The 20,465-nt window shown below is 69.6% G+C and carries 22 protein-coding genes; 13 read left to right on the top strand and 9 right to left on the bottom strand.

Going from position 1 to position 20,465, the window contains the following annotated elements:
* The first annotated feature begins 9 nt into the window (after positions 1-9).
* Both cyoE and AC07PZ_RS18340 read left to right on the top strand, forming a co-directional pair.
* Positions 10-924, top strand: coding sequence for a heme o synthase (gene cyoE, locus AC07PZ_RS18345; protein ID WP_495296561.1), 915 nt, complete (start codon positions 10-12; stop codon positions 922-924).
* Between the two features lie 8 nt (positions 925-932).
* A complete protein-coding gene (locus AC07PZ_RS18340; RefSeq protein WP_495296560.1) occupies positions 933-1,556 on the top strand; it encodes an SCO family protein in 624 nt (207 codons plus the stop codon).
* 63 nt (positions 1,557-1,619) lie between these two features.
* On the opposite strand, the gene AC07PZ_RS18335 is transcribed toward AC07PZ_RS18340, so the two are convergent.
* Together AC07PZ_RS18335 and rpoH are read right to left on the bottom strand one after the other, a co-directional pair.
* The gene (locus AC07PZ_RS18335) at positions 1,620-2,618 is read right to left on the bottom strand and encodes a Bug family tripartite tricarboxylate transporter substrate binding protein (protein ID WP_495296559.1); all 999 of its coding nucleotides are present in this window, start codon (positions 2,616-2,618) and stop codon (positions 1,620-1,622) included.
* 109 nt (positions 2,619-2,727) lie between these two features.
* Positions 2,728-3,669, bottom strand: coding sequence for an RNA polymerase sigma factor RpoH (gene rpoH, locus AC07PZ_RS18330; RefSeq protein ID WP_495296558.1), 942 nt, complete (start codon positions 3,667-3,669; stop codon positions 2,728-2,730).
* A gap of 205 nt (positions 3,670-3,874) precedes the next feature.
* Between rpoH and AC07PZ_RS18325 the strand changes: the two genes are divergently transcribed.
* Positions 3,875-4,852 (top strand): zinc-binding dehydrogenase, encoded by a 978-nt coding sequence (locus tag AC07PZ_RS18325; protein WP_495296557.1) that lies wholly within the window; start codon positions 3,875-3,877, stop codon positions 4,850-4,852.
* Between the two features lie 12 nt (positions 4,853-4,864).
* On the opposite strand, the gene ftsY is transcribed toward AC07PZ_RS18325, so the two are convergent.
* Positions 4,865-6,151 (bottom strand): signal recognition particle-docking protein FtsY, encoded by a 1,287-nt coding sequence (ftsY, locus tag AC07PZ_RS18320; protein ID WP_495296556.1) that lies wholly within the window; start codon positions 6,149-6,151, stop codon positions 4,865-4,867.
* Positions 6,152-6,180: 29 nt separating this feature from the next.
* Here ftsY and AC07PZ_RS18315 point away from each other — a divergent pair, with 29 nt between their 5' ends.
* From AC07PZ_RS18315 to pxpA, 7 genes are all read left to right on the top strand, one after another.
* On the top strand, positions 6,181-7,677 hold the full coding sequence (locus AC07PZ_RS18315; RefSeq protein ID WP_495296555.1) for a M16 family metallopeptidase: 1,497 nt from the start codon (positions 6,181-6,183) through the stop codon (positions 7,675-7,677).
* Positions 7,678-7,691: 14 nt separating this feature from the next.
* Entirely contained in the window at positions 7,692-9,038 is a 1,347-nt protein-coding gene (locus AC07PZ_RS18310) for a M16 family metallopeptidase (protein ID WP_495296554.1), read from the top strand.
* A 61-nt stretch (positions 9,039-9,099) separates the two neighbouring features.
* Entirely contained in the window at positions 9,100-9,765 is a 666-nt protein-coding gene (locus AC07PZ_RS18305; RefSeq protein ID WP_495296553.1) for an RsmD family RNA methyltransferase, read from the top strand.
* Between the two features lie 45 nt (positions 9,766-9,810).
* The gene (coaD, locus tag AC07PZ_RS18300) at positions 9,811-10,311 is read left to right on the top strand and encodes a pantetheine-phosphate adenylyltransferase (RefSeq protein WP_495296552.1); all 501 of its coding nucleotides are present in this window, start codon (positions 9,811-9,813) and stop codon (positions 10,309-10,311) included.
* A gap of 22 nt (positions 10,312-10,333) precedes the next feature.
* On the top strand, positions 10,334-10,987 hold the full coding sequence (gene pxpB / locus AC07PZ_RS18295) for a 5-oxoprolinase subunit PxpB (protein WP_495296551.1): 654 nt from the start codon (positions 10,334-10,336) through the stop codon (positions 10,985-10,987).
* Positions 10,984-12,003: a 5-oxoprolinase subunit C family protein gene (locus AC07PZ_RS18290; protein WP_495296550.1), complete on the top strand. Its 1,020-nt coding sequence runs from the start codon at positions 10,984-10,986 to the stop codon at positions 12,001-12,003. The genes pxpB and AC07PZ_RS18290 overlap by 4 nt, the downstream gene beginning before the upstream one ends.
* Before the next feature lie 48 nt (positions 12,004-12,051).
* Entirely contained in the window at positions 12,052-12,792 is a 741-nt protein-coding gene (gene pxpA / locus AC07PZ_RS18285; protein WP_495296549.1) for a 5-oxoprolinase subunit PxpA, read from the top strand.
* 44 nt (positions 12,793-12,836) lie between these two features.
* On the opposite strand, the gene AC07PZ_RS18280 is transcribed toward pxpA, so the two are convergent.
* The gene (locus tag AC07PZ_RS18280; protein ID WP_495296548.1) at positions 12,837-13,547 is read right to left on the bottom strand and encodes an alpha/beta fold hydrolase; all 711 of its coding nucleotides are present in this window, start codon (positions 13,545-13,547) and stop codon (positions 12,837-12,839) included.
* Between the two features lie 62 nt (positions 13,548-13,609).
* Here AC07PZ_RS18280 and AC07PZ_RS18275 point away from each other — a divergent pair, with 62 nt between their 5' ends.
* From AC07PZ_RS18275 to AC07PZ_RS18265, 3 genes are read left to right on the top strand one after another with little or no spacing between them, the layout of a single operon-like run.
* Entirely contained in the window at positions 13,610-14,290 is a 681-nt protein-coding gene (locus AC07PZ_RS18275; protein WP_495296547.1) for a histidine phosphatase family protein, read from the top strand.
* Complete coding sequence (locus AC07PZ_RS18270) at positions 14,287-15,225, top strand: nucleoside hydrolase (RefSeq protein WP_495296546.1); 939 nt, start codon at positions 14,287-14,289, stop codon at positions 15,223-15,225. The genes AC07PZ_RS18275 and AC07PZ_RS18270 overlap by 4 nt, the downstream gene beginning before the upstream one ends.
* Positions 15,226-15,253: 28 nt before the next feature.
* Positions 15,254-16,303, top strand: coding sequence for an adenosine deaminase family protein (locus AC07PZ_RS18265; RefSeq protein ID WP_495296545.1), 1,050 nt, complete (start codon positions 15,254-15,256; stop codon positions 16,301-16,303).
* Here the strand turns inward: AC07PZ_RS18265 and AC07PZ_RS18260 are convergent.
* From AC07PZ_RS18260 to AC07PZ_RS18240, 5 genes are read right to left on the bottom strand one after another with little or no spacing between them, the layout of a single operon-like run.
* A complete protein-coding gene (locus AC07PZ_RS18260; protein WP_495296544.1) occupies positions 16,260-17,039 on the bottom strand; it encodes a GntR family transcriptional regulator in 780 nt (259 codons plus the stop codon). The two genes, AC07PZ_RS18265 and AC07PZ_RS18260, sit on opposite strands and share 44 nt — an antisense overlap.
* Positions 17,029-17,847 carry an ABC transporter ATP-binding protein gene (locus AC07PZ_RS18255; RefSeq protein ID WP_495296543.1) on the bottom strand — a complete coding sequence of 273 codons (819 nt, stop codon included), beginning with the start codon at positions 17,845-17,847 and terminating at the stop codon, positions 17,029-17,031. The genes AC07PZ_RS18260 and AC07PZ_RS18255 overlap by 11 nt, the downstream gene beginning before the upstream one ends.
* Before the next feature lie 13 nt (positions 17,848-17,860).
* Positions 17,861-18,628, bottom strand: a complete 768-nt coding sequence (locus tag AC07PZ_RS18250) for an ABC transporter permease (RefSeq protein WP_495296542.1) — start codon at positions 18,626-18,628, stop codon at positions 17,861-17,863.
* A complete protein-coding gene (locus AC07PZ_RS18245) occupies positions 18,625-19,314 on the bottom strand; it encodes an isochorismatase family protein (protein WP_495296541.1) in 690 nt (229 codons plus the stop codon). Before AC07PZ_RS18245 ends, AC07PZ_RS18250 begins: the two co-directional genes overlap by 4 nt.
* Positions 19,314-20,456, bottom strand: coding sequence for an ABC transporter substrate-binding protein (locus tag AC07PZ_RS18240; protein WP_495296540.1), 1,143 nt, complete (start codon positions 20,454-20,456; stop codon positions 19,314-19,316). Before AC07PZ_RS18240 ends, AC07PZ_RS18245 begins: the two co-directional genes overlap by 1 nt.
* Between the last annotated feature and the right edge of the window lie 9 nt (positions 20,457-20,465).

The following is a 20,465-nucleotide window of genomic DNA, read 5'->3' as shown; positions in this document are numbered from 1 at the left end:
GGTCCTCCCATGAGCACGCCCGTGCATTCCCCGTCAGCCGCCGTGCCGAGCACGGCCAGCGTGCTGCGCCAGTTCTATGCATTGACCAAGCCGCGCGTCGTGCAGTTGATCGTTTTCTGCGCGCTGATCGGCATGGTGCTCGCCGTGCCCGGCGCTCCGAGCTGGGCCGACGTGCAGCGCGCCGTGCTCGCCTGCATCGGCATCTGGCTCGTGGCCGGCGCCGCGGCCGCGTTCAACTGCCTGGTCGAGAAGGGCATCGACGCCAAGATGAAGCGCACCGCCTGGCGGCCGACGGCGCGCGGCGAGCTCAGCGACCGGCAGGCGCTGATCTTCTCCGCCGTGCTGTGCGCGGCCGGCTCCGCGCTGCTGTGGTTCACCGTGAACCCGCTCACGATGTGGCTCACCTTCGCGACCTTCGTGGGCTATGCGGTCATCTACACCGTGATCCTGAAGCCGCTGACGCCGCAGAACATCGTGATCGGCGGCGCTTCGGGTGCCATGCCGCCGCTGCTGGGCTGGGCCGCCATGACCGACAACGTCGGTCCCGAGGCCTTGATCCTGTTCCTGATCATCTTCCTCTGGACGCCGCCGCACTTCTGGGCGCTCGCGCTGTACCGCGTCGAGGACTACCGCAAGGCCGGCCTGCCGATGCTGCCCGTCACGCACGGCAACGAATTCACGCGGCTGCAGATCCTGCTCTACACCTTCGTGCTGTTCGCGGGCTGCCTGATGCCGTTCGCCTATGGCATGAGCGGCTGGCTCTATCTGGCCGTCGCGGTGGTCGTGAGCCTCGGCTTCTGCGGCTACGCCTTCGCGCTGTGGCGCCACTATTCCGACGCGCTCGCGCGCCGGACCTTCCGTTTCTCCCTGATCCATCTCAGCGTGCTGTTTGCCGCGCTGCTGGTCGACCACTACCTGCTTTGATCCGCATGATGAACAAGCGACAAGCCCTGAAGACCCTGGCAGCCGGCATGGGCTGGATCGCCGCCGCTGCCGTGATGGGCGGCGCACTGGCAGGCTGCAGCGAAGAAGCCAAGCCGAGCTTCAATGCGGTCGACATGACCGGCGCCGACTATGCGAAGGACTTCTCGCTGACCGACGCCGATGGCAAGGTCCGCACGATGGCCGACTTCAAGGGCAAGGTGGTCGTGCTGTTCTTCGGCTACGCGCAGTGCCCGGACGTCTGCCCGACCACGATGACCGAAATGGCGCAGGTCAAGCAGCAGCTCGGCAAGGACGGCGACAAGCTGCAGGTGCTGTTCGTGACGGTCGACCCGGAACGCGACACGCCGACGGTCATGAAGGCCTACATGGAAGCCTTCGACCCGTCGTTCACCGCACTGATTCCCACGCCGGAGCAACTCGTCGCCATGGCGAAGGACTACAAGGCGTACTACAAGAAGGTCGACGGCAAGACGCCCACCAGCTACTCGATGGACCACTCCGCGGCGAGCTACGTCTACGACATGCAGGGCCGCTTGCGGCTCTATGCGCGCTACGGCGCCGGCGTCGCGCCGATGGTGGCCGATGTCCAGACGCTGATCCGGCAAGGCTGAGCGCACGCCGGAACAGCGGCCGGGGCCGCGACGGGCGGTCACCCGGCGGCCGGGTTGCCGGTCTTAATCGGCGCTGATCCCGCGCGCCTTGATCACGCCGCCCAACAGGGCGGTGTCGGCCTTGATCCGGTTGGCCAGCCCCTCGGGCGACGAGCCGACCACCTGCCAGCCTTGCACGAACAGCTTGTCGCGCGCATCGGGCGTGCGCACGATGTCGCCGATCAGCGCGGCCAGCTTGTCGACGATCGGCTTGGGCATGGCCTTCGGTGCGGCGACGGCGTTCCAGATCTCCAGCTGGAAGCCCGGCACGCCCAGCTCGGCCAGGCTCGGCAATTCGGGCACCAGCGTGCTGCGGCCGGCGGATGTCACGCCGATCGCCTTCAGCTTGCCGGCGCGCACCTGCGCCATGGCCGGCGCGGGTGGCAGCAGCGCCCACCGCAACTGGCCGCCGATGATGCCGTTGATCACCTGCGGATAGCCGGGATAGGGCACGTGCACCGACTGGATCTTGAGCTGCCCGTTGAGCAGTTCCATGCCGAGATGGCCGACCGTGCCGACGCCCGGCGTGCCGTAGCTCCAGCTGCTGCCCGAGGCACGCGCGGCGGCCAGGAAGTCCTTGGCCGTCGCGCCCGGCGCATTGGCCGGCGCCGCCAACACCAGCGGCGCGGTGCCGACCAGCGTGATCGGCTGCAGGTCCGACACGGGGTCGTACGGCAGCTTGCTGTTGAGCAGCTTCGCGATGGTCATGTTGCCGTTGATCATCACGCTGATCGTGTGGTTGTCGGTGGCATGCGCCACGATTTCGCCGGCGATGTTGCCGCCCGCGCCCACGCGGTTGTCCACGATCACCGGCTGGCCCAGCGCCTTCGACAGCGGCTCGGCGATCATCCGTGCCGTCAGGTCGGGCGTCGAGCCGCCCGGGAAGCCGACCACGATGCGCAGTGGCCGGTTGGGCCAGCCGTCCAGCGGCGAAGCGGCGAATGCCGGGCCGGCGAGCAGGGCGCTCGCGGCAAGCGCGGTGAAGGAACGGCGGGAAAGACGGCCGAAAGAGCGAGCGGGCATGGAGTTGTCTCTTGGAGTGAATGAGGCGAAAGCGAGCGCACGAGTATAAAAAAAGCCCGGGAGTACCGGGCTTCTTCGGGAGACGGCGAGGCCTGCGCCTCAGCCTGCATCAGGCGTATTCGGCCAGCGCCTTCTTCATCTTCTTCATGGCCGCCACTTCGATCTGGCGAATGCGCTCGGCGCTCACGCCATAGTCGGCAGCCAGTTCATGCAGCGTCATGCCGCCCGAGCCGTCGTCGTTGACCTTCAGCCAGCGCTCCTCGACGATGCGGCGGCTGCGTGCATCCAGCGCTTCGAGTGCGGTCGAAATGCCGTCGCTCGACAGCCGGTCGCGCTGGCGCGATTCGAGCTGTGCGGTCGGTTCCTGCGTGACGTCGGCCAGATAGGCGATCGGACCGAAAGCCTCGTCGCCGTCGTCGGAGGGCGACGGATCGAGCAGCACGTCGCCGCCCGACAGCCGCATCTCCATCTCGAGCACTTCTTCGCGCTTGACGTTGAGCTTCTCGGCCATCTGCGTGACCTGGCTGTCGGTCAGCGTTGCGCGGTGCGTGTCGCCATCGGCGGCTGCATCGTCTGCCTTGAAGCCCTGCTTCATCGAGCGCAGGTTGAAGAACAGCTTGCGCTGCGCCTTGGTCGTTGCGACCTTGACCATGCGCCAGTTCTTGAGGATGTACTCGTGGATCTCGGCCTTGATCCAGTGCATGGCGTAGCTCACGAGCCGCACGCCCTGGTCGGGGTCGAAACGCTTCACGGCCTTCATCAGGCCGACGTTGCCTTCCTGGATCAGGTCGCCATGCGGCAACCCGTAGCCCAGGTATTGGCGGGAAATCGAGACCACGAGCCGCAGGTGCGACAGCACCAGCGCGCCAGCGGCTTCGAGGTCGTTGTGATCGCGCAGCTTGCGCGCAAAACCCTGCTCTTCTTCGAGCGTCAGCATGGGCAGCCGGTTGGCTGCGGAGATGTAGGCGTCCAAATTGCCGAGCGGCGGCACCATCGACCAAGGGTTGGCGACCGCAAGCTGGTTCACAGAGGCTCCAGACAGGTTTGTCATTGGGGAAACTCCTTCGTTGGCGTTCATATTAGCACTCGGTTAGAGGGAGTGCTAAGCTCAGGGTTCCCCCTTATTTCAATCGCGCCGATAGCTTTTTCATGTCGGCCGACTTCCCCCTCCTGGCGCTGCCTTGTCCGGCGGGTTCTCTCCAGGACAGATGGCGCCGGTCCAGCGTCTTTCAACTCGGATTTCATCCCATCCTCCCATGCGCGCAGTCGTTCTCGAATCCTTTGGCCATCCCCCTGACGTGCTCCGGCTGGCGGAACGTCCGCAACCCGAGCCCGCGGCCGGCGAGGTGCGCGTGCGCATGCGGATGTCGCCGATCCACAACCACGATCTGGCCATCGTCCGCGGCGTTTACGGCTACAATCCGCCGCTGCCGGCGACACCCGGCACCGAAGCGGTCGGCGTGGTCGACGCGCTGGGCGAGGGCGTGTCGCAGTTCAAGACCGGCCAGCGCGTCATGCTGGCTGGCGCGAGCAGCGCCTGGGCCGAATATTTCCTGGCGCCGGCCGCCAAGCTGATTCCGGTGCCCGATGCGCTGCCGGACGGCATCGCCTGCCAACTGATCGCGATGCCGCTGTCGGCAGCCATGCTGCTGGAAGACCTCCAGCTGAAGGCCGGCGAATGGATGGTGCAGAACACCGCCAACGGCGCGGTCGGCAAGACCGTCGCGATGCTGGCGCAGGCGCGCGGCGTCAATGTCGTGAACCTGGTTCGCCGCGATGCCGGCATCGCCGAACTGGCCGCGCTGGGCATCGGCAACGCCGTGTCGACCGAGCAGCCGGGTTGGGAAGATCGCGTGAAAGAGATCGTTGGCGGCGCGCTCATCGTGCGTGCGGTCGATTCGATCGGCGGCCGGGCCGCCGACCAGATCATGAACGTGGCGGCGGAAGGCTCGACCCTGGTCTCGTTCGGCGCGATGTCCGGCGAGCCGCTGCAACTGAGCGCGGCCAACCTGCTGTTCAAGCAGGCCACGGTTCGGGGTTTCTGGGGCGCGAAGCGGATGGAGTCGACGCCACGCGCCGACATCGCGCGGCTGATCGGCGAGCTGATGCGCCTCGCCGGCACCGGCGAACTGCGCCTGCCGGTGGAAGCGGCCTTCGACATCGCCGATGCGGCCAGTGCCGCTGCCGCCAGCGCCGTGCCGGGTCGCGCCGGCAAGGTCGTGCTGACGGCCTGACCTACCGCAGCCTCAGCCCAGCAGCGCCTGCGCGAATTCGCGGGCGTTGAAGGTCTCGAGATCCTCGAGCTTCTCACCCACGCCGATGAAGTAGACCGGGATCGGCCGTTCGCGCGCGATGGCGCAAAGCACGCCGCCCTTGGCCGTGCCGTCGAGCTTGGTCACGATCAGTCCGGTCAGTCCCAGCGTGTCGTCGAAGGCGCGCACCTGGGCCAGCGCGTTCTGGCCGGTGTTGCCGTCGATCACCAGCAGCACCTCGTGCGGCGCGGTCGCGTCGGCCTTGGTGACCACGCGCTTGATCTTCTTGAGCTCGTCCATCAGGTGCAGTTGCGTCGGCAGCCGGCCGGCGGTGTCGACCAGCACGACGTCCTTGCCGCGCGCCTTGCCGGCGTTGACCGCGTCGAAGCTCACGGCCGACGGGTCGCCGCCCTCGTTGCTCACGATCTCGACCGTATTGCGATCGGCCCAGACCAGCAGTTGCTCGCGCGCTGCGGCGCGGAAGGTGTCGGCCGCGGCCAGCAGCACCGAGGCGCCTTCGTTCGCGAGGTGCTTGGTCAGCTTGCCGATCGAGGTCGTCTTGCCGGCGCCGTTGACGCCCGCGACCATGATCACCGTCGGCGTGTGCTCGCCGATGACCAGCGGCTTTTCCAGCGGCTTCAGCAGGTCGGCGATGGCGTCGGCCAACAGCACGCGCACTTGCTGGGCATTGGTCGCCATCTGGCTCTTGACGCGGCGGCGCAGGTCCTCGAGCAGGAATTCGGTCGCCTTCACGCCGGTGTCGGCCATCAGCAACGCGGCTTCGAGCTCCTCGTAGAGCGCGTCGTCGATCTGCGCGTTGACGAAGACCGCCTGGATGCCGGTGCCGGTCTTGCGCAGGCCGGTCTTGAGCTTGTCGAGCCAGCTGCGGCGCTCCGGTTCGGCGGGCGGCGGCGGTGCGGTCGGACGCAGCGCGACGGGCGGCGAAACAGGCACGCTGGCCGGCTTCGGCGTTGCGAACGGAGCCGGCACCGCAATCGGCGCCGGAGCGATGGCTGGCGTTGGCGCCGGGGTCGGCGTTGGCACCGTGAACGGCGCCGGCGCCGGCGCGGGCGCCACGGGTGTCGGTGCGGTCACGACCGGCGCGGGTGCCGGCACGGAGGTCGGCGCTGGTGCCGCCGGCTTGCCACCGAACCAGCTCGACGGCGAGAACACCGACTTGGCCGGCGCCGGCGTTTCCTCTGCCGGCGCAGCCGTCTCGGGCGCGGGCACGGGGCTCGCGGGGCTGTCGGGCGGCGGTTTTTTCTTGAAGAAACTGAACATTGGGCGCTTTTTACAATCGGACCCATTCTATGAAACACCCCCTGCCACGCCGCGCGGCGTCCGGTGCAGTGGTCGCCCTGGCGCTCATCGCGTCCGGGTCGCTGCCCGCACTTGCACAGAACCCCCCTCCCATTCCCGTCGCGGCGCCTGCCGCATCCGGCGCGGCGCGGGCCGAGCAGTTCACGCTGGCCAACGGCCTCACGGTGATCGTCCAGCCCGATCGGCGCTCGCCGACCGTGGTGCAGATGCTGTGGGTGCGCGTCGGCTCGATGGACGAGGTCGACGGCACGTCCGGCGTCGCCCATGCACTCGAGCACATGATGTTCAAGGGCAGCAAGACGGTGAAGCCCGGCGAGTTCTCGCGCCGCGTGGCGGCGCTGGGTGGCCAGGAAAACGCCTTCACCACGCGCGACTACACCGGCTATTACCAGCAACTGCCCGCCAACCGTCTCGAAGCGGCGATGCAGCTCGAATCCGACCGCTTCGCCAACAACCAGTGGCCCGACGACGAATTCAAGCGCGAGATCGAGGTCGTCAAGGAAGAGCGCCGCATGCGCACCGAAGACCAGCCGCGCGCGCTGCTCGGCGAGCAGCAGAACGCCGCGGTGTACATCGCGTCGCCGTACCACCGGCCGGTGGTCGGCTGGATGAGCGACCTGGACGCGATGACGCCCGACGACGTGCGCGACTTCCACAGCCGCTGGTACGTGCCCGCCAATGCCGCACTGGTCGTGGCCGGCGACGTCGACGTGGCGCAGGTGCGCGCACTGGCCGAGAAGTACTACGGTGCCATCCCGGCACGGGCGCTGCCCGATCGCAAGCCGCGGACCGAGCCCGAGCAGCGCGGCATCCGCCGCATCGAATACAAGGCGCCGGCCGAGCAGGCCTATGTGTCGCTGGCCTTCCGCATGCCCAAGCTCGAACCGGCGGAATTGATCGCGCCGCCCTGCACGCCGCCGGCGGGTGGCCGCTGCGAGCCGACAGCCACCGACGACGCGCTGGCGCTGGTCGTGCTCTCGGCGCTGCTCGACGGCTACACCGGCGCGCGGCTCGAGCGTGCGCTCATCCAGGGCCCCGACCGGGTGGCCGACTCCGCCGGCTCCTACGCCGGTTTCATCGGCCGCGGCCCGCAGATCTTCGTGCTCGACGGCGTGCCCGCCAAGGGCAAGACGCCGGAGGCGGTCGAGGCCGCGCTGCGTGCGCAGATCGCGCGCGTGGCCAGCGAGGGCGTCGGCGCGGCCGAACTCGCGCGCGTCAAGACGCAATGGGTCGCGAGCGAAACCTACAAGCGCGACTCGGTGATGGCGCAGGCGCGCGAACTCGGCAGCAACTGGGTGCGCGAACTGCCGCTGGACGCGAGCGAGCGCATGGTCGCGCGCCTGCAGGCCGTGACCGCGGCGCAGGTGCAGGCCGTGGCCGCCAGGTACTTCGGCGACGACCAGCTCACCGTCGCGATCCTGCGGCCGCTGCCGCCCGACAAGACCCGCCGGCCCCGCGGCTTTGCCACGCAGGGAGAACTGCGTTGAAGGATCACCTGACGATGACGAAATTCCAGCAACGCGCCGCGGCGGCAGCCCTGGCCTGCGCCGGCCTGCTGTGCGGCCTGAACGCCCAAGCCGCGATTCCGATCCAGCACTGGACGCTGGCCAATGGCGCCAAGGTCTACCTGGCCGCCACCGATGCGCTGCCCATCGTCGATGCGCAGGTCGATTTCGATGCCGGCAGCCGGCGCGATCCAGCCGCGCAGGCCGGCCTCGCCAGCGTGAGTGCGGGCATGGTCGAGAAGGGTGTGCGCGCGAATGGCGCCGATCCGGCGCTCGATGAGAACGCGCTCGGCGAAGCCTGGGCCGACCTGGGCGCGAGCTTCGATGCCGGTGCGGGCTCGGAGCGCACCAGCTTCACACTGCGCACGCTGTCCGATCCGGCGCTGCTCGACAAGGCGGTCGCATTGGCGGCCCGCGAGATCGGCGAACCGGCCTTTCCGGACGACATCTGGCAGCGCGAGCGCGAGCAGATCAACGCGGCCATCCGGGAGGCCGACACCAAGCCCGCCACCGCAGCCGGCAAGGCTTTCGCGCAGGCCGTCTATGGCGCGCATCCCTACGGGCAGGAGACGACCGAAGCGACGCTCGCGCGCATCGACGTGGCGGCGATGCGGCAGCGCTATGCGCAGCTGATCCAGCCCTGCCGCGCCAAGGTCAGCATCGTCGGCAACGTGACGCGTGCGCAGGCCGATGCCATCGCCACGCGGCTGCTGGCGCGCCTGCCGGTGCCTGCGGCCGGTTGCGCGCCGCTGCCGCCGGTGGCCGAGATCGCCCCGCTCACCGCACCGAAGGAAGAGCGCATCCCGTTCGCGTCGGCGCAGGCGCACGTGCTGATCGGCGAGCCCGGCTACAGGCGCAGCGACCCCGAGCATTTCGCGCTCACGCTGGGCAACTACGTGCTGGGCGGCGGCGGCTTCGTGTCGCGGCTGACCGAAGAGGTGCGCGAGAAGCGCGGGCTCGCCTACAGCGTCTACAGCGGCTTCTCGCCGGGCCTGCATGCGGGCGCCTTCCGCGTGGCCTTCCAGACGCGGCCCGACCAGGCCGACGAGGCGGTGCGCGTGTCGCGCGAGGTGTTGCGCAAGTTCGTCGCCGACGGACCGACCGAGGCCGAACTCCAGGCCGCCAAGGACAACCTGATCGGCGGCTATCCGCTGCTGCTCGACAGCAACCGCAAGCTGCTCGGCAACGTCGCCAACATCGCGTGGAACGACCTGCCGCTGGACTACCTCGACACCTGGATCGCGCGCATGAACGCGGTCACGGTGGCGCAGGTCAAGGCGGCGTTCGCGCACAAGCTGCAGCCCGATCGCATGGTGACGGTGGTGGTCGGCGGCAAGCCCTGACGCGCCGATCGTTCGGCGGGCCCTGAGCTGCGGGCCGGCGCTTCGCAGGTAAGCTCGGTTCATGCCCCAGAACCGACCCGCTGCCAAGAAGGCAGCCCAGAAACCCGCAGCGAAGACCCCGGTCCGTGTCGACCGCCGGCCACATGAAGTCCGCATCATCGGCGGCGAATGGAAGCGCACCCGGCTCGCCGTCGCCGACAAGCCCGGCCTGCGCCCGACGCCCGACCGCGTGCGCGAGACGCTGTTCAACTGGCTGGCGAGCCTGGCTGGCGCCGGCGGCGGCGAGTTGCCCGGCTGGCATTGCATCGATGCCTTCGCCGGCACCGGCGCCCTCGGGCTCGAGGCCGCGTCGCGCGGCGCGGCGTCGGTGCTGCTCTGCGAGCAGGACCCGGCGCTGGTCGCGCAACTGCAGACCATCAAGACCAAGCTCAAGGCCGACGCCGTGCGCATCGAACGCGGCAACGGCGTCACCGCGCTGGAGCGCGCCGTGGCCGGCAGCCTGCAGGCCGTGTTCCTGGACCCGCCCTTCGAGAACGCCGCGCTGTATGCGCCTGCCCTGCGTGCCGCCGCGCGCGCCGTGCATGTCGACGGCGCGATCTATCTCGAAGCGCCCCAGCGTTGGGCTGACGACGAACTGGCCGCGCTCGGCCTGGAAGTCTTCCGCTATCTGAAAGCCGGCGCGGTCCATGCGCACTTGTTGCGGCATCGCAGCAATGCGCCTGCATAATTCGCCGCATTGCGGCCGCCCCGGCAGCAGGAACAAGGGAACACGATGTCCAGCGTGATCGCGGTATACCCAGGCACTTTCGACCCCATGACGCTGGGCCACGAAGACGTGGTGCGGCGTGCGACCCAACTGTTTTCCAGCGTGATCGTCGCCGTTGCGGCCGGTCACCACAAGAAGGCGCTGTTCTCGCTGCAGGAACGCATCGAGATGGCCCGTGTCGTCGCCGAGCCCTTCAAGGACCAGGTGCGCGTCGAGAGCTTTTCGGGGCTGTTGCGCGACTTCGTCGTGTCCCGCGGCGGCAAGGCCATGGTGCGCGGCCTGCGCGCCGTGACCGACTTCGACTACGAGTTTCAGCTCGCCGGCATGAACCGCTCGCTGATGCCCGACGTCGAAACGGTGTTCCTCACGCCGAGCGACAAGTACCAGTTCATCTCCAGCACCTTCGTGCGCGAGATCGCGATGCTGGGCGGCGAGGTCGACAAGTTCGTGTCTCCGTTCGTGCAGGAGAAGCTGGCCGCCAAGGTGCGCAGCCTCGGCCGGGAATGATGCCCGCCGTCCGCCGCGCACGATGAGCGCTCCCCGCCTGCACGCCCTGGGCGATGCCGCCCTGCTGTGCGAGCTTCCTGCGCCGGCCACGCTGGCGCGGCAGCAGCAGATCTGGGCGCTCGCCGCCGAAGCCCGCAGTTGGCCCGCCGTGCAGGAGGTGCTGCCGGGCATGAACAACCTCACGCTGATGTTCGACCCGGCCGTCGCCGAGCAGGCCGAACTCGAAATGCAGGTGCTCACGGTCTGGCCGCAGCTGGAGGCCGCGCAGATCGAGGGCCGCGAGATCGTGATCCCCGTCGCCTATGGCGGCGAGCACGGCCCCGACCTGGCCGATGTCGCCGCGCACACCGGCCTCACGCCGGCCGAAGTCGTGCGGCGCCACAGCGGCGGCAGCTACACCGTCTACCTGCTCGGCTTCCTGCCGGGCTTCGCTTTCATGGGCGGCTTGCCGCCCGAACTCGCGACGCCGCGCCGCGCCGAACCTCGCCTGGCCGTGCCGGCGCGCTCGGTCGGCATCGGCGGCGCGCAGACCGGCGTCTATCCGCTGGTGTCGCCCGGCGGCTGGCAGCTGATCGGCCGGACCCCGGTCGAATTGTTCGACCCGAACGCCGCCGAACCCACGCTGCTGCGGCCCGGCGACCGCGTGCGCTTCGTTGCAGAAAGCATCGCGCTGTGATCGTCGTCGTCAAGCCCGGCATGCTCGCGTCCGTGCAGGACCTCGGGCGCCATGGCCACCGCGAACGCGGCATCTGCCCCGGCGGCGCGCTCGACGTGCTGGCGCTCACGCTGGCCAATCGGTTGGTGGGCAACGCCGATGGCGCCGCCGGACTCGAACTCACGATGGGCGGCTGCGAGCTGCGCTTCGAGCAGCCCACGCGCATCGCGCTCGCCGGTGACGATTTCGACGCCCGGCTCGACGGCCGGCCATTGCGTGCGCACTGGAGCGTGCCGGTCGCTGCCGGCCAGACCTTGCGGCTGGGCGGCGCGAATGTCGGGACCGCCAAGAAGGGCCTGCGCAGCTGGCTGGCCGTGGCGGGCGGTATCGACGTCCAGCCGGTGCTCGGCTCGCGCAGCACCGACCTCAAGGCCGGCTTCGGCGGCCATGAAGGGCGTGCGCTGAAGAAGGGCGACCTGCTTGCCGTCGGTGCGCCGCGCCTGGATGCAGCGCAGCTGGCGCGCCGTTCGTTCGGCGTGCGTGCGCCCGACTGGGCACCCGATGCCGCGCCCGCTGAGCCGGCGGGCGCCGAAGAACCGATCGCGCTGCGCGTCATGTGCGGCCCCGAGTTCGAGCAGTTCACCGTCGCCTCGCAGAAGGCGCTGTGGAAGACGCACTGGCGCATCACGCCGCAGAGCAACCGCATGGGCAGCCGGCTCGCCGGCGACACGCCGCTCGCACGGCGGCGCCAGGTCGACATGCTCTCGTCGGGTGTGCTTCCCGGCACGATCCAGGTGCCGCCGTCGGGCCAGCCGATCATCCTGATGGGCGACGCCCAGACGACCGGCGGCTACCCGCGCATCGGCGTCGTGATCCGCGCCGACCTCTGGAAGCTCGCGCAGGCGCCGCTGCTCGGCCTGCTGCGGCTGGTCGAGATCGACGCCGCCGGTGCGCAGGCCGCCTGGGCCGCGCAGCAGCGCTATCTGCGCCAGGTGGCGCAGGGCCTGGCCTCGGCGGGTTGGCCGCCCGCGATCTAGACTTTCCTCCCGTTCCCCGGAACGTTCGAACACCTGGAGCCCACGACCATGCTGATCGACCTCAACGCAGACCTCGGCGAAGGCGCCGGCAGTGACGAAGCGCTGCTCGCGCTCGTCAGCTCGGCCAACATCGCCTGCGGCTGGCATGCCGGCGACGCGGCCACCATGCGCCAGTGCGTGCGCTGGGCCATCGACAACGGCGTGGCGATCGGCGCGCATCCGAGCTTTCCGGACCGCGAGAACTTCGGCCGCAGCACGATGCACCTGCCGCCCGAGGACATCGTGTCCGGCGTGCTCTACCAGATCGGCGCGCTGGCCGCGATCGTGAAGGCCGAAGGCGGCGTGCTGGCGCACGTCAAGGCGCACGGTGCGCTCTACAACCAGGCCGTGAAGGAGCCCGAACTCGCCGCGGCGATCTGCGAGGCGGTGCGGCGCTTCGACCCCAACCTGCGCTTCTTCGGGCTGGCGGGCAGCGGGATGATCTCGGCGGCCGAGCGTGCCGGCCTGAAGCCGGTCGAAGAGGTGTTCGCCGACCGCGGCTACATGCCCGACGGCAGCCTGGTGCCGCGCAGCCAGCCCGGCGCGCTGATCGTCGACGAAGAGCAATCGCTGGCCCAGACGCTGTCGCTGGTGCGCGACCACCAGGTGACGGCGATCGACGGCAGCATCGTGTCGGTCAATGCGCAGACCGTCTGCCTGCATGGCGACGGCGCGCACGCGCTGGCCTTTGCGCGGCGCATCCGCTCGACGCTGGAGCGCGAAGGCATCGCCGTGATGGCGATGGCCTGACGCCCCGCGCGGGCATCGCGGCCTCTCGGGGCCTTTCAGGCAGTCTAGGCCGGCTGCACAAACCGGGCAAGCCAGCGGTTGAGCGCCGCGTTCACTTCCGCCGGCTTTTCCATCGTCAGCATGTGGCCGCATTGCGGCACCCAGGCCAGCTCGGCGTGCGGCACCAACGCGGCGATCTCTTCCGAGCATTCGGGCGGCGCGAGCTGGTCGCCGTCGCCGCACAGCACCAGCACCGGGCAGCGCAGCTGCGGCAGGTGCAGGCGCGCATCGGGCCGCTGCATCACGGCGCGGTTCTGTCGCACCAGCTGTTCGGTGCCGGCGTCGAGCACCTGTTCGACATAGGCGCGCACCAGCGCCCGGTCGGCGGCCTGCGCGAGATGCAGCGCGAAGCCGGCGTTGAGCTCGATCACGCTGCGCGCTTCGCCACGTTCGAACACCTCGATCGCCGATTCGCGCAGCTTGTGCATCTCCGGCGTCTCGGGCCGGGCGCTGGTGCCCAGCAGCGCGAGGCCCACGACGCGGTCGGGCGCCTGGCGCGCGGCTTCCATCGCGACCATGCCGCCCATCGACGCGCCGCAGAGAACCAGCGGCCCGTCGTGTTCCGCGAGCACGGCGGCGGCCATGGTCTCGATGCGGTCGTTGCGTTGGCTGGCGTCACTCACGCGCGCTTCCAGCGCGGGCGGCAGGGCGGGGATCTGGGCTTCCCAGAGGCGGGCGTCGCAGGCGAGGCCGGGGAGGAGAACGAGTCGTGTCATGCGGGGGATTCTGCGGGAACCGGACGCGCCGGCGGGGTGACCGGGGACAATAGCCGACAGCCATGCCCATACAACCATCCACCGACCTCATCCTGATCCGCCACGGCGAAACCGACTGGAACCGCGAACTCCGCTTCCAGGGCCACATCGACGTTCCCCTCAACGGCACCGGCCATGAACAGGCGCGCCGCCTGGGCCTGCGCATGGCGGGCGAGAAGGTCGACGTGCTGCTCGCCAGCGACCTGCTGCGCACCCAGCAGACCGCGGCGCCCGCGGCGCAGCAGCTGTCGCTGGAGGTCATCACGCAGGCCGCGCTGCGCGAGCAGAACTTCGGCGTGGCCGAAGGCCTGCGCGCCGACGACATCCGCGCGCTGCATCCGCGCGCCTGGGAAGACTGGCTCGAATTCCGCGCCGACCATGCGATGCCCGAGGGCGAGTCGGCGCGCCAGTTCCACACGCGCATCATCGCGGCGCTCGGCCGCATCGCCGGCACTTACACCGGCCAGCGCGTGATGGTGGTGACGCACGGCGGCGTGCTCGACATGGTGTGGCGCACGGTGCATGGCCTCGGTCTCGACGGCCCGCGCCGCAGCGACATCCCGAACGCCGGCTTCAACCGCATCCGCATCGCCGACGCGGCCGAGCCGGCGGCCATCGAGATCGTCGAATGGGCCGACACGCGGCACCTGGCCGACATGCCGCCGCAGCCGAGCTACGACCAGAGCCGGCACCTGAAGAAATGACGCAGCGCGTCTGGATCGACACCGATCTCGGCTTCGACGACCTGGCCGCCGTGCTCACGGTCGCCGGGTCGGCCGGCTGGTCGATCGACGGCATGTCGCTGGTCGCCGGCAACGCACCGCTCGACGTGGTGATCGACAACGCGCAGCGCGCTGCGGCCTGCTTCGGCTGGCGCTTCGCGATCCATGCGGGCAGCGACAGGCCGCTGGTCGGCGAGCTGGTCACGGCGCAGAACATCCTGGGCGACGACGCGATGGCGTCGGCCGGGCGCAGCCTGCCGACGGCGCGCGCCACGCTGGCGTCCTCCGATGCGGTGGCTGCGCTGGCCGCGCATCTGGCCGGCGCGGCCGAACCCGTCACGCTGCTCGCGCTCGGCCCGCTCACCAACGTGGCGCGCCTGCTGCAGGCGCAGCCCGCGCTGGCATCGCGCATCGGGCGGCTGGTCTGGATGGGCGGCAGCGCCGGGCCGGGCAACCACACGGCCGCGGCCGAGTTCAATGCGGGCGTCGATCCGGAGTCGATCAACGTCGTGCTCGATGCCGGCCTGCCGCTGCAGATGGTCGTGCTCGACGCCTGCCGCCAGGTGCGCGTGCATGCGCACGACGCCGACACGCTGCGCGCGATCGGCACCGAGCGCGCCGCGCTGCTGGCCGACCTGCTGCTGGGCTACGTGCGCATCGCGAGCCCGGACGGCAGCCTGCCGATGTCGCTGTACGACCCGACGGCCGCCGCCGCGCTGGTCGCGCCCGAATCCATGGCCTTCCGTGCCGCGCACGTCGTCGCCGAGTGCGACGGCACGCACACGCGCGGCATGACCGTGGTCGAGTGGCGCGTGCCGCGGCGCGCCACGGCCAATGCGCAGGTCGCGAGCGTGGCCGACGAGGCCTTGGTGCGGCGCACCGTGCTCGACGCGCTGGCCGCCGCAGCACGCGACTGAGCCACCGAGTTATTGAAAGTCCATTGCCATGACACGAGCGCTCCACGATTTCTGCCACGCGATCCCCAAGGTCGAGCTGCACTGCCACCTGCTCGGCACGGTGCGCCACGCCACCTTCAAGATGCTCGCGCACCGCGCCAATGCGCCCTTGAGCGATGCCGAGATCGACGCCTTCTACATCCGCGGCGAGAAGCCGGTCGGTGTGCTGAAGGCGCTGCGCGCGCTCGATTCGCACCTGCTGCGCACGCCCGACGACCTGCACCGCATCACCTACGAATACCTGCAGGACGCGGCTGCGCACAACGTGCGCTACGCCGAATTCTTCTGGAACCCGACCGGCACGGCCCAGCAGTCGAAGATGGCCTACCCGGTCGCGCTCGACGCCATCGTGCGCGCGATCCACGACGCGCAGGCCGACCACGGCATCACCGGCCGGCTGATCCCGTCGATCGACCGCGAAGCCTCGCCGGCCGCTGCGCTCGAGATGGTCGGCTGGGTCGCAGCCGCGCCACGCGAGGAGGTGGTCGGCATCGGCATCGACTACAGCGAGATCGACCATCCGCCCGAACTCTTCGTCGACGCCTATGCGGTGGCGCGCCGCGCCGGCCTCAAGACCACGGCGCATGCCGGCGAATTCGGCATGCCCTGGACCAACGTGCGCACCGCGGTCGAGCTGCTGAAGGTCGACCGCATCGACCACGGCTACACGATCGTCGATGCGCCCGACTTCGCGCGGCAGTGCGCCGACGCGGGCATCGTCTTCACGGTGGTGCCGACCAACTCCTTCTACCTGCGCACACTGCCGCCCGAGCGCTGGGCGCTCGACCATCCGATCCGCCGCATGCCGGGGCTCGGGCTGCGCGTGCATCCCAACACCGACGACCCGACGCTGCACCTGGTCACGCCGACCGGCGCCTGGATGAAGATGGTGGCCGACTTCGGCTTCTCGATCGACGACCTGCGCGGCTTCATGCTGAACGGCATCGACGCGGCCTGGGTCGACGACGCCACGCGTGCCGATTGGCGGCAGGCGTTCACGGTCGAGTTCGACCGCCTGAACTCTGCGCTGCAGCCGTAGCGCGCTGGCGGCTGCGCGGCGCTGGGGCCTGCGCCGGCGTGTAGTGCTGCGCGTAGAGCTCCAGCACGATGTCCTTCACGCCCTCGACGTGCGCCGCGACGGCGCGTGCCGCCTCTTCGGGCTCGCCGCGCCGGCAGGCCGCGACGATCAGCCGGTGGTCCTCGTTCGAGCTCCGGTTGAAGCCCGCGAGCGACAGCTGCATGAAGGACATGCGCTGGATGTGCCCCTGCAGCATCGCGAGGATCTGCTTGGACAGCGGCTTGTCCGCGGGCCCGTAGAGCAGGCCGTGGAAGCGGGCGTTGAGCTCGCTGAAGGCCCAGGCATGGTCGGCGTCGTCCATCTGCGCGACCAGGCTGTCGGCCTCGTCGAGTTCGGCCGCGCTGAGCAACGGCGCGGCGGTGCGCATGAGGTGCGGCTCGACCATCATGCGCAGCTCGAAGGCGTCGCGCAGCTGGCCCAGTGTGAGTTCCTTGACGATCGCGCCGCGGTTCATCAGCAGTTCGACGAAGCCGTTGGCTTCCAGCGTGCGCAGCGCCTCGCGCACAGGGATCTTGCTCACGTGGAACAGGTCGGCCAGCTCGTCCTGGCGCAGCGCGCGGCCCGGGCCGAGCATGCCGCGCACGATGGCTTCCTGCAGCAGCCGCACGATGTCGTCGGTGGACAGCCGCCCGCCCGCCGCTTCGCGGTGGGCGCGGGCGAGCTGGCCCAGCGGCGTCTCGGCGGGGCTAGCGGCCATGGCCTTCGTGGATCTTGTCGCGGATGAAGCCGCAGATCTCGTTGAAGAGCGGCGTCTCCTGCATCTCGGCGCGGCGCGGCCGCGGAAAGGGCACGCGGATGTCGGCCACGATGCGCGAGGGCCGTGCGTTCATCACCAGCACGCGGTCCGACAGGAACACCGCCTCGCGGATGCTGTGGGTGATGAAGATCGCGGTCTTGCGCACCTCGTCCCACAGCTGCGCGAGCGCGATGTTCATGTCGTCGCGGGTGATCGCGTCGAGTGCCGAGAAGGGCTCGTCCATCATCAGCAGCTGCGGGTCGTTGATGAGCCCGCGGCAGATCGCCACGCGCTGGCGCATGCCGCCCGACAGCTCGGCCGGCCGCTTGTCGCGGAAGGCCCACAGGCCGGTGAGCTGCAGCAGCCGTTCGGCCTCGGCCATGTAGCTGGCGACCGGCCGCTTCTGCGTGCGGATCGGGAACAGCACGTTGTCGAGCACGCTCTTCCAGGGCAGCAGCGTCGCGTCCTGGAACACGTAGCCGAAGTCGCGCCGCGGTGCCGTGACCGGCGTGCCGTTCACGAGGATGCGGCCTGCGCTCGGCGTCTCGAGTCCGCCGATCATCGACATCAGCGTGCTCTTGCCGCAGCCGCTCGGGCCGACCAGCGTGACGAAGTCGCCTTCGTCGACATCGAAGTCGGCCTGTTCGACCGCCTGCACGTCGCCGCTGCGGGTCGAATAGGTCTTGCGCGTGGCCTGCACCGACACGTAGCTGCGGTCGCGGTCGCGCGCAATGCTGCGGGGCTGCAGCCAGGAGGGGGAATCGGTCATTGAAACGGTCATGTCATGCGCCGAAGAGGCGCTGGGTCCAGCGTTCGAGCAACGCGACCAGGCCATAGAACACCAGCCCGAACGCGCACAGCACGACGATGGCCGCGAGGATCAGCGAGGTGTCGGCCTGCGACGACGCGAACAGGATCAGGTAGCCGAGCCCGGCCTGCGAGGTGATGAACTCGCCGACGATCACGCCGATGATCGCGAAGGTGGTCGCGATCTTCATGCCGCTGAACACGTAGGGCAGCGCGTGCGGCAGCCGCACCGAGATGAAGACCTGCCAGCTCGACGCGGTCAGCGCGCGGCACAGCCGCAGCAGCGACTTGTCGACGTGGTCGAGCCCGGCCAGCGCCGCGATCACCACCGGGAAGAAGCTGATGAACACCGAGAAGGTGAGCCGCGACTGGAAACCGATGCCGAGCCAGACGATGAAGAGCGGCGCCAGCGCGATCTTCGGTATCAGCTGGAACAGCACGACGTTCGGGTACAGCATGCTGCGCATCAGGCCCGAGGCGCTGAGCAGCGCGGCCAGCGCGACGCCGAGCACCGACGCGATCGCGAAGCCGGCCACGCTTTCCCAGACCGTCGGCCAGGCGTGCTGCATCAGCAGCGGGAAGGTTTCGACCAGGCGCTGCGCGATCGCACTGGGCGCGGGCAGCAGCACTTCGCGGATCGCGAAGGCGCGCACCGCAACCTCCCACACCGCCAGCGTGCCGAGCGCGAACAGCAACGGCAGCACGATGCGCCGGAAGACGCTGTCGTCGGCGTTGGCGTTCATCGCGGGGCCACTTCGTCGAGGCCGTCGAGCATCTCGACCATCTGCTGCGTGGTGCTGGTCCAGCCGAAGAACTTCTCGATGTTGAACACGCTGGCGTCGAAGATCGACTGCGCGCCGGCCTGCAGCGTGGCGTCGGACACCATCACCGCGAAGAACTCGCGATGGAAGGCGTCGCGCACCGCGGTCTCGACGCAGACGTTGGTGTTCACGCCGACGAAGACCAGCGTCGTGATGCCGTGCGCGCGCAGCAGCATCTCGAGATTGGTGCCCGCGAAGGCGCTGTAGCGCGGCTTGTGGACCACCGGCTCGTCGGGCAGCGGCTGCAGCGCGTCGACGATCGCGTGGTCCCAGGTGCCGCGGATCAAGAGCTCGCTGCCCGGATGGGCGCGCATGTACTTCAGCGGGTTGGACTTGTGCCACATCGGCGACTTGCGCGTGCCGGTCTCGGCAAGGTTCGGGCTCCAGCCGTTCTGCGCGTGCACGACCATCATTCCGGCGCGGCGCGCGGCCTGCAGCACGCGTGCGGCCCGTTCGATGACCGGCGGCGAGCCCGACACGTCGAAGCCCGCCAGGTCGAGATAGCCACCGGGCGACAGGTAGCCGTTCTGCATGTCGATGACCACCAGCGCGGTCTCGGCCAGCGTGGCCTCGAGCGGCTCGGGCCGTGTGGGGAGCACCAGGTTCATCAGGCTCCGACCATCTTGGCGTAAGGCGCGACGTTCTTGCGGATCACGTCCCATTCGGCAGCGCTGAGCTTGATCTTGCCGACGAAGCGGTTGGTCGCCAGGTCTTCGGGACGCAGCGGCTTGGCATCGGCGGTCAGCGCGCCGGCCTTGGCGGCCAGCGAGATCATGCCGGCCAGCTTCGGGATGCTGCTGTAACCCATGCCGTTGTCGATCGCCTCGGGCGCGACCATCGTGGCCTGCGCCAGGCCTTGCGACAGCACCGCGTTCTCCTTGCCGCCCTTGGCCAGGCCGATCTCGGGCTGCGCCTTGTAGAGGATCTCGAGCGAGGCCTGCGGATTCTTCAGCGTGTAGACCACCGATTCCAGGATGCCGTCGACCATCGCCTGGCACAGGCCCGGGTCGGCATCGATCGTTTCCTTGCGCGCGATCACCTGCGCGGCGTAGAGCTCGATGCCCGACTTGGCCCAGGGGATGAAGCGCGTCTTCACGCCCAGCGAGTCGAGCACCGGAATGCTCGACGAGCCGATGGCGGTGATCGCGTCGACCTGCTTGTCCATCAGGGCGCGTTCGATCAGGCGGGCGTCGAGCTGCTGGCGCGTGACCTTCGTCAGGTCGATGCCGGTCTTGGCGGCGTAGGCGGCCCAGTAGGGCGACTCGGCCGAGGTGGCGACCGTGCCGACGCGCTTGCCTTCGAAGTCCTTGGGTGCGTGGATCGGCGAATCGGCCAGCACCAGGTTGCCCATCAGCGAGTCGTAGCCGACGGTGGCGATGGCCTGCAGCGGCAGGCCGCGCGCCATGTTGACCAGCGTGCCGCCGAAGAACACGACGCCGAAATCGAACTGCTTGTTGCCCACGGCCTGCGCCGCGGCGACCGAGCCGTTGCCGCGCGACACGGTCAGGTCGATGCCGCGCTTCTTGAAGTAGCCGAGTTCCTTGCCGACCATCGGCCAGTAGTTGGAGCCGTTCACGACCCACGGCAGCGTGATGCTCATGGCGCGGGTCTGCGCAAAGGCGGGCGCGCCCAGCAGGCTGCCGGCGGTCGCGGCGCCAGCGGCCTGCAGCAGGCGGCGGCGCGACAGGGAAGAGGCTGCCGACGACGAGGTTGAGACAGGCGACAGGGCGGATGCGCGGATTTGGGGCATGAAGGACTC

Source organism: Variovorax sp. GW821-FHT10B04 (assembly GCF_059415645.1).
This window is presented reverse-complemented; position numbering and strand designations above follow the sequence as displayed.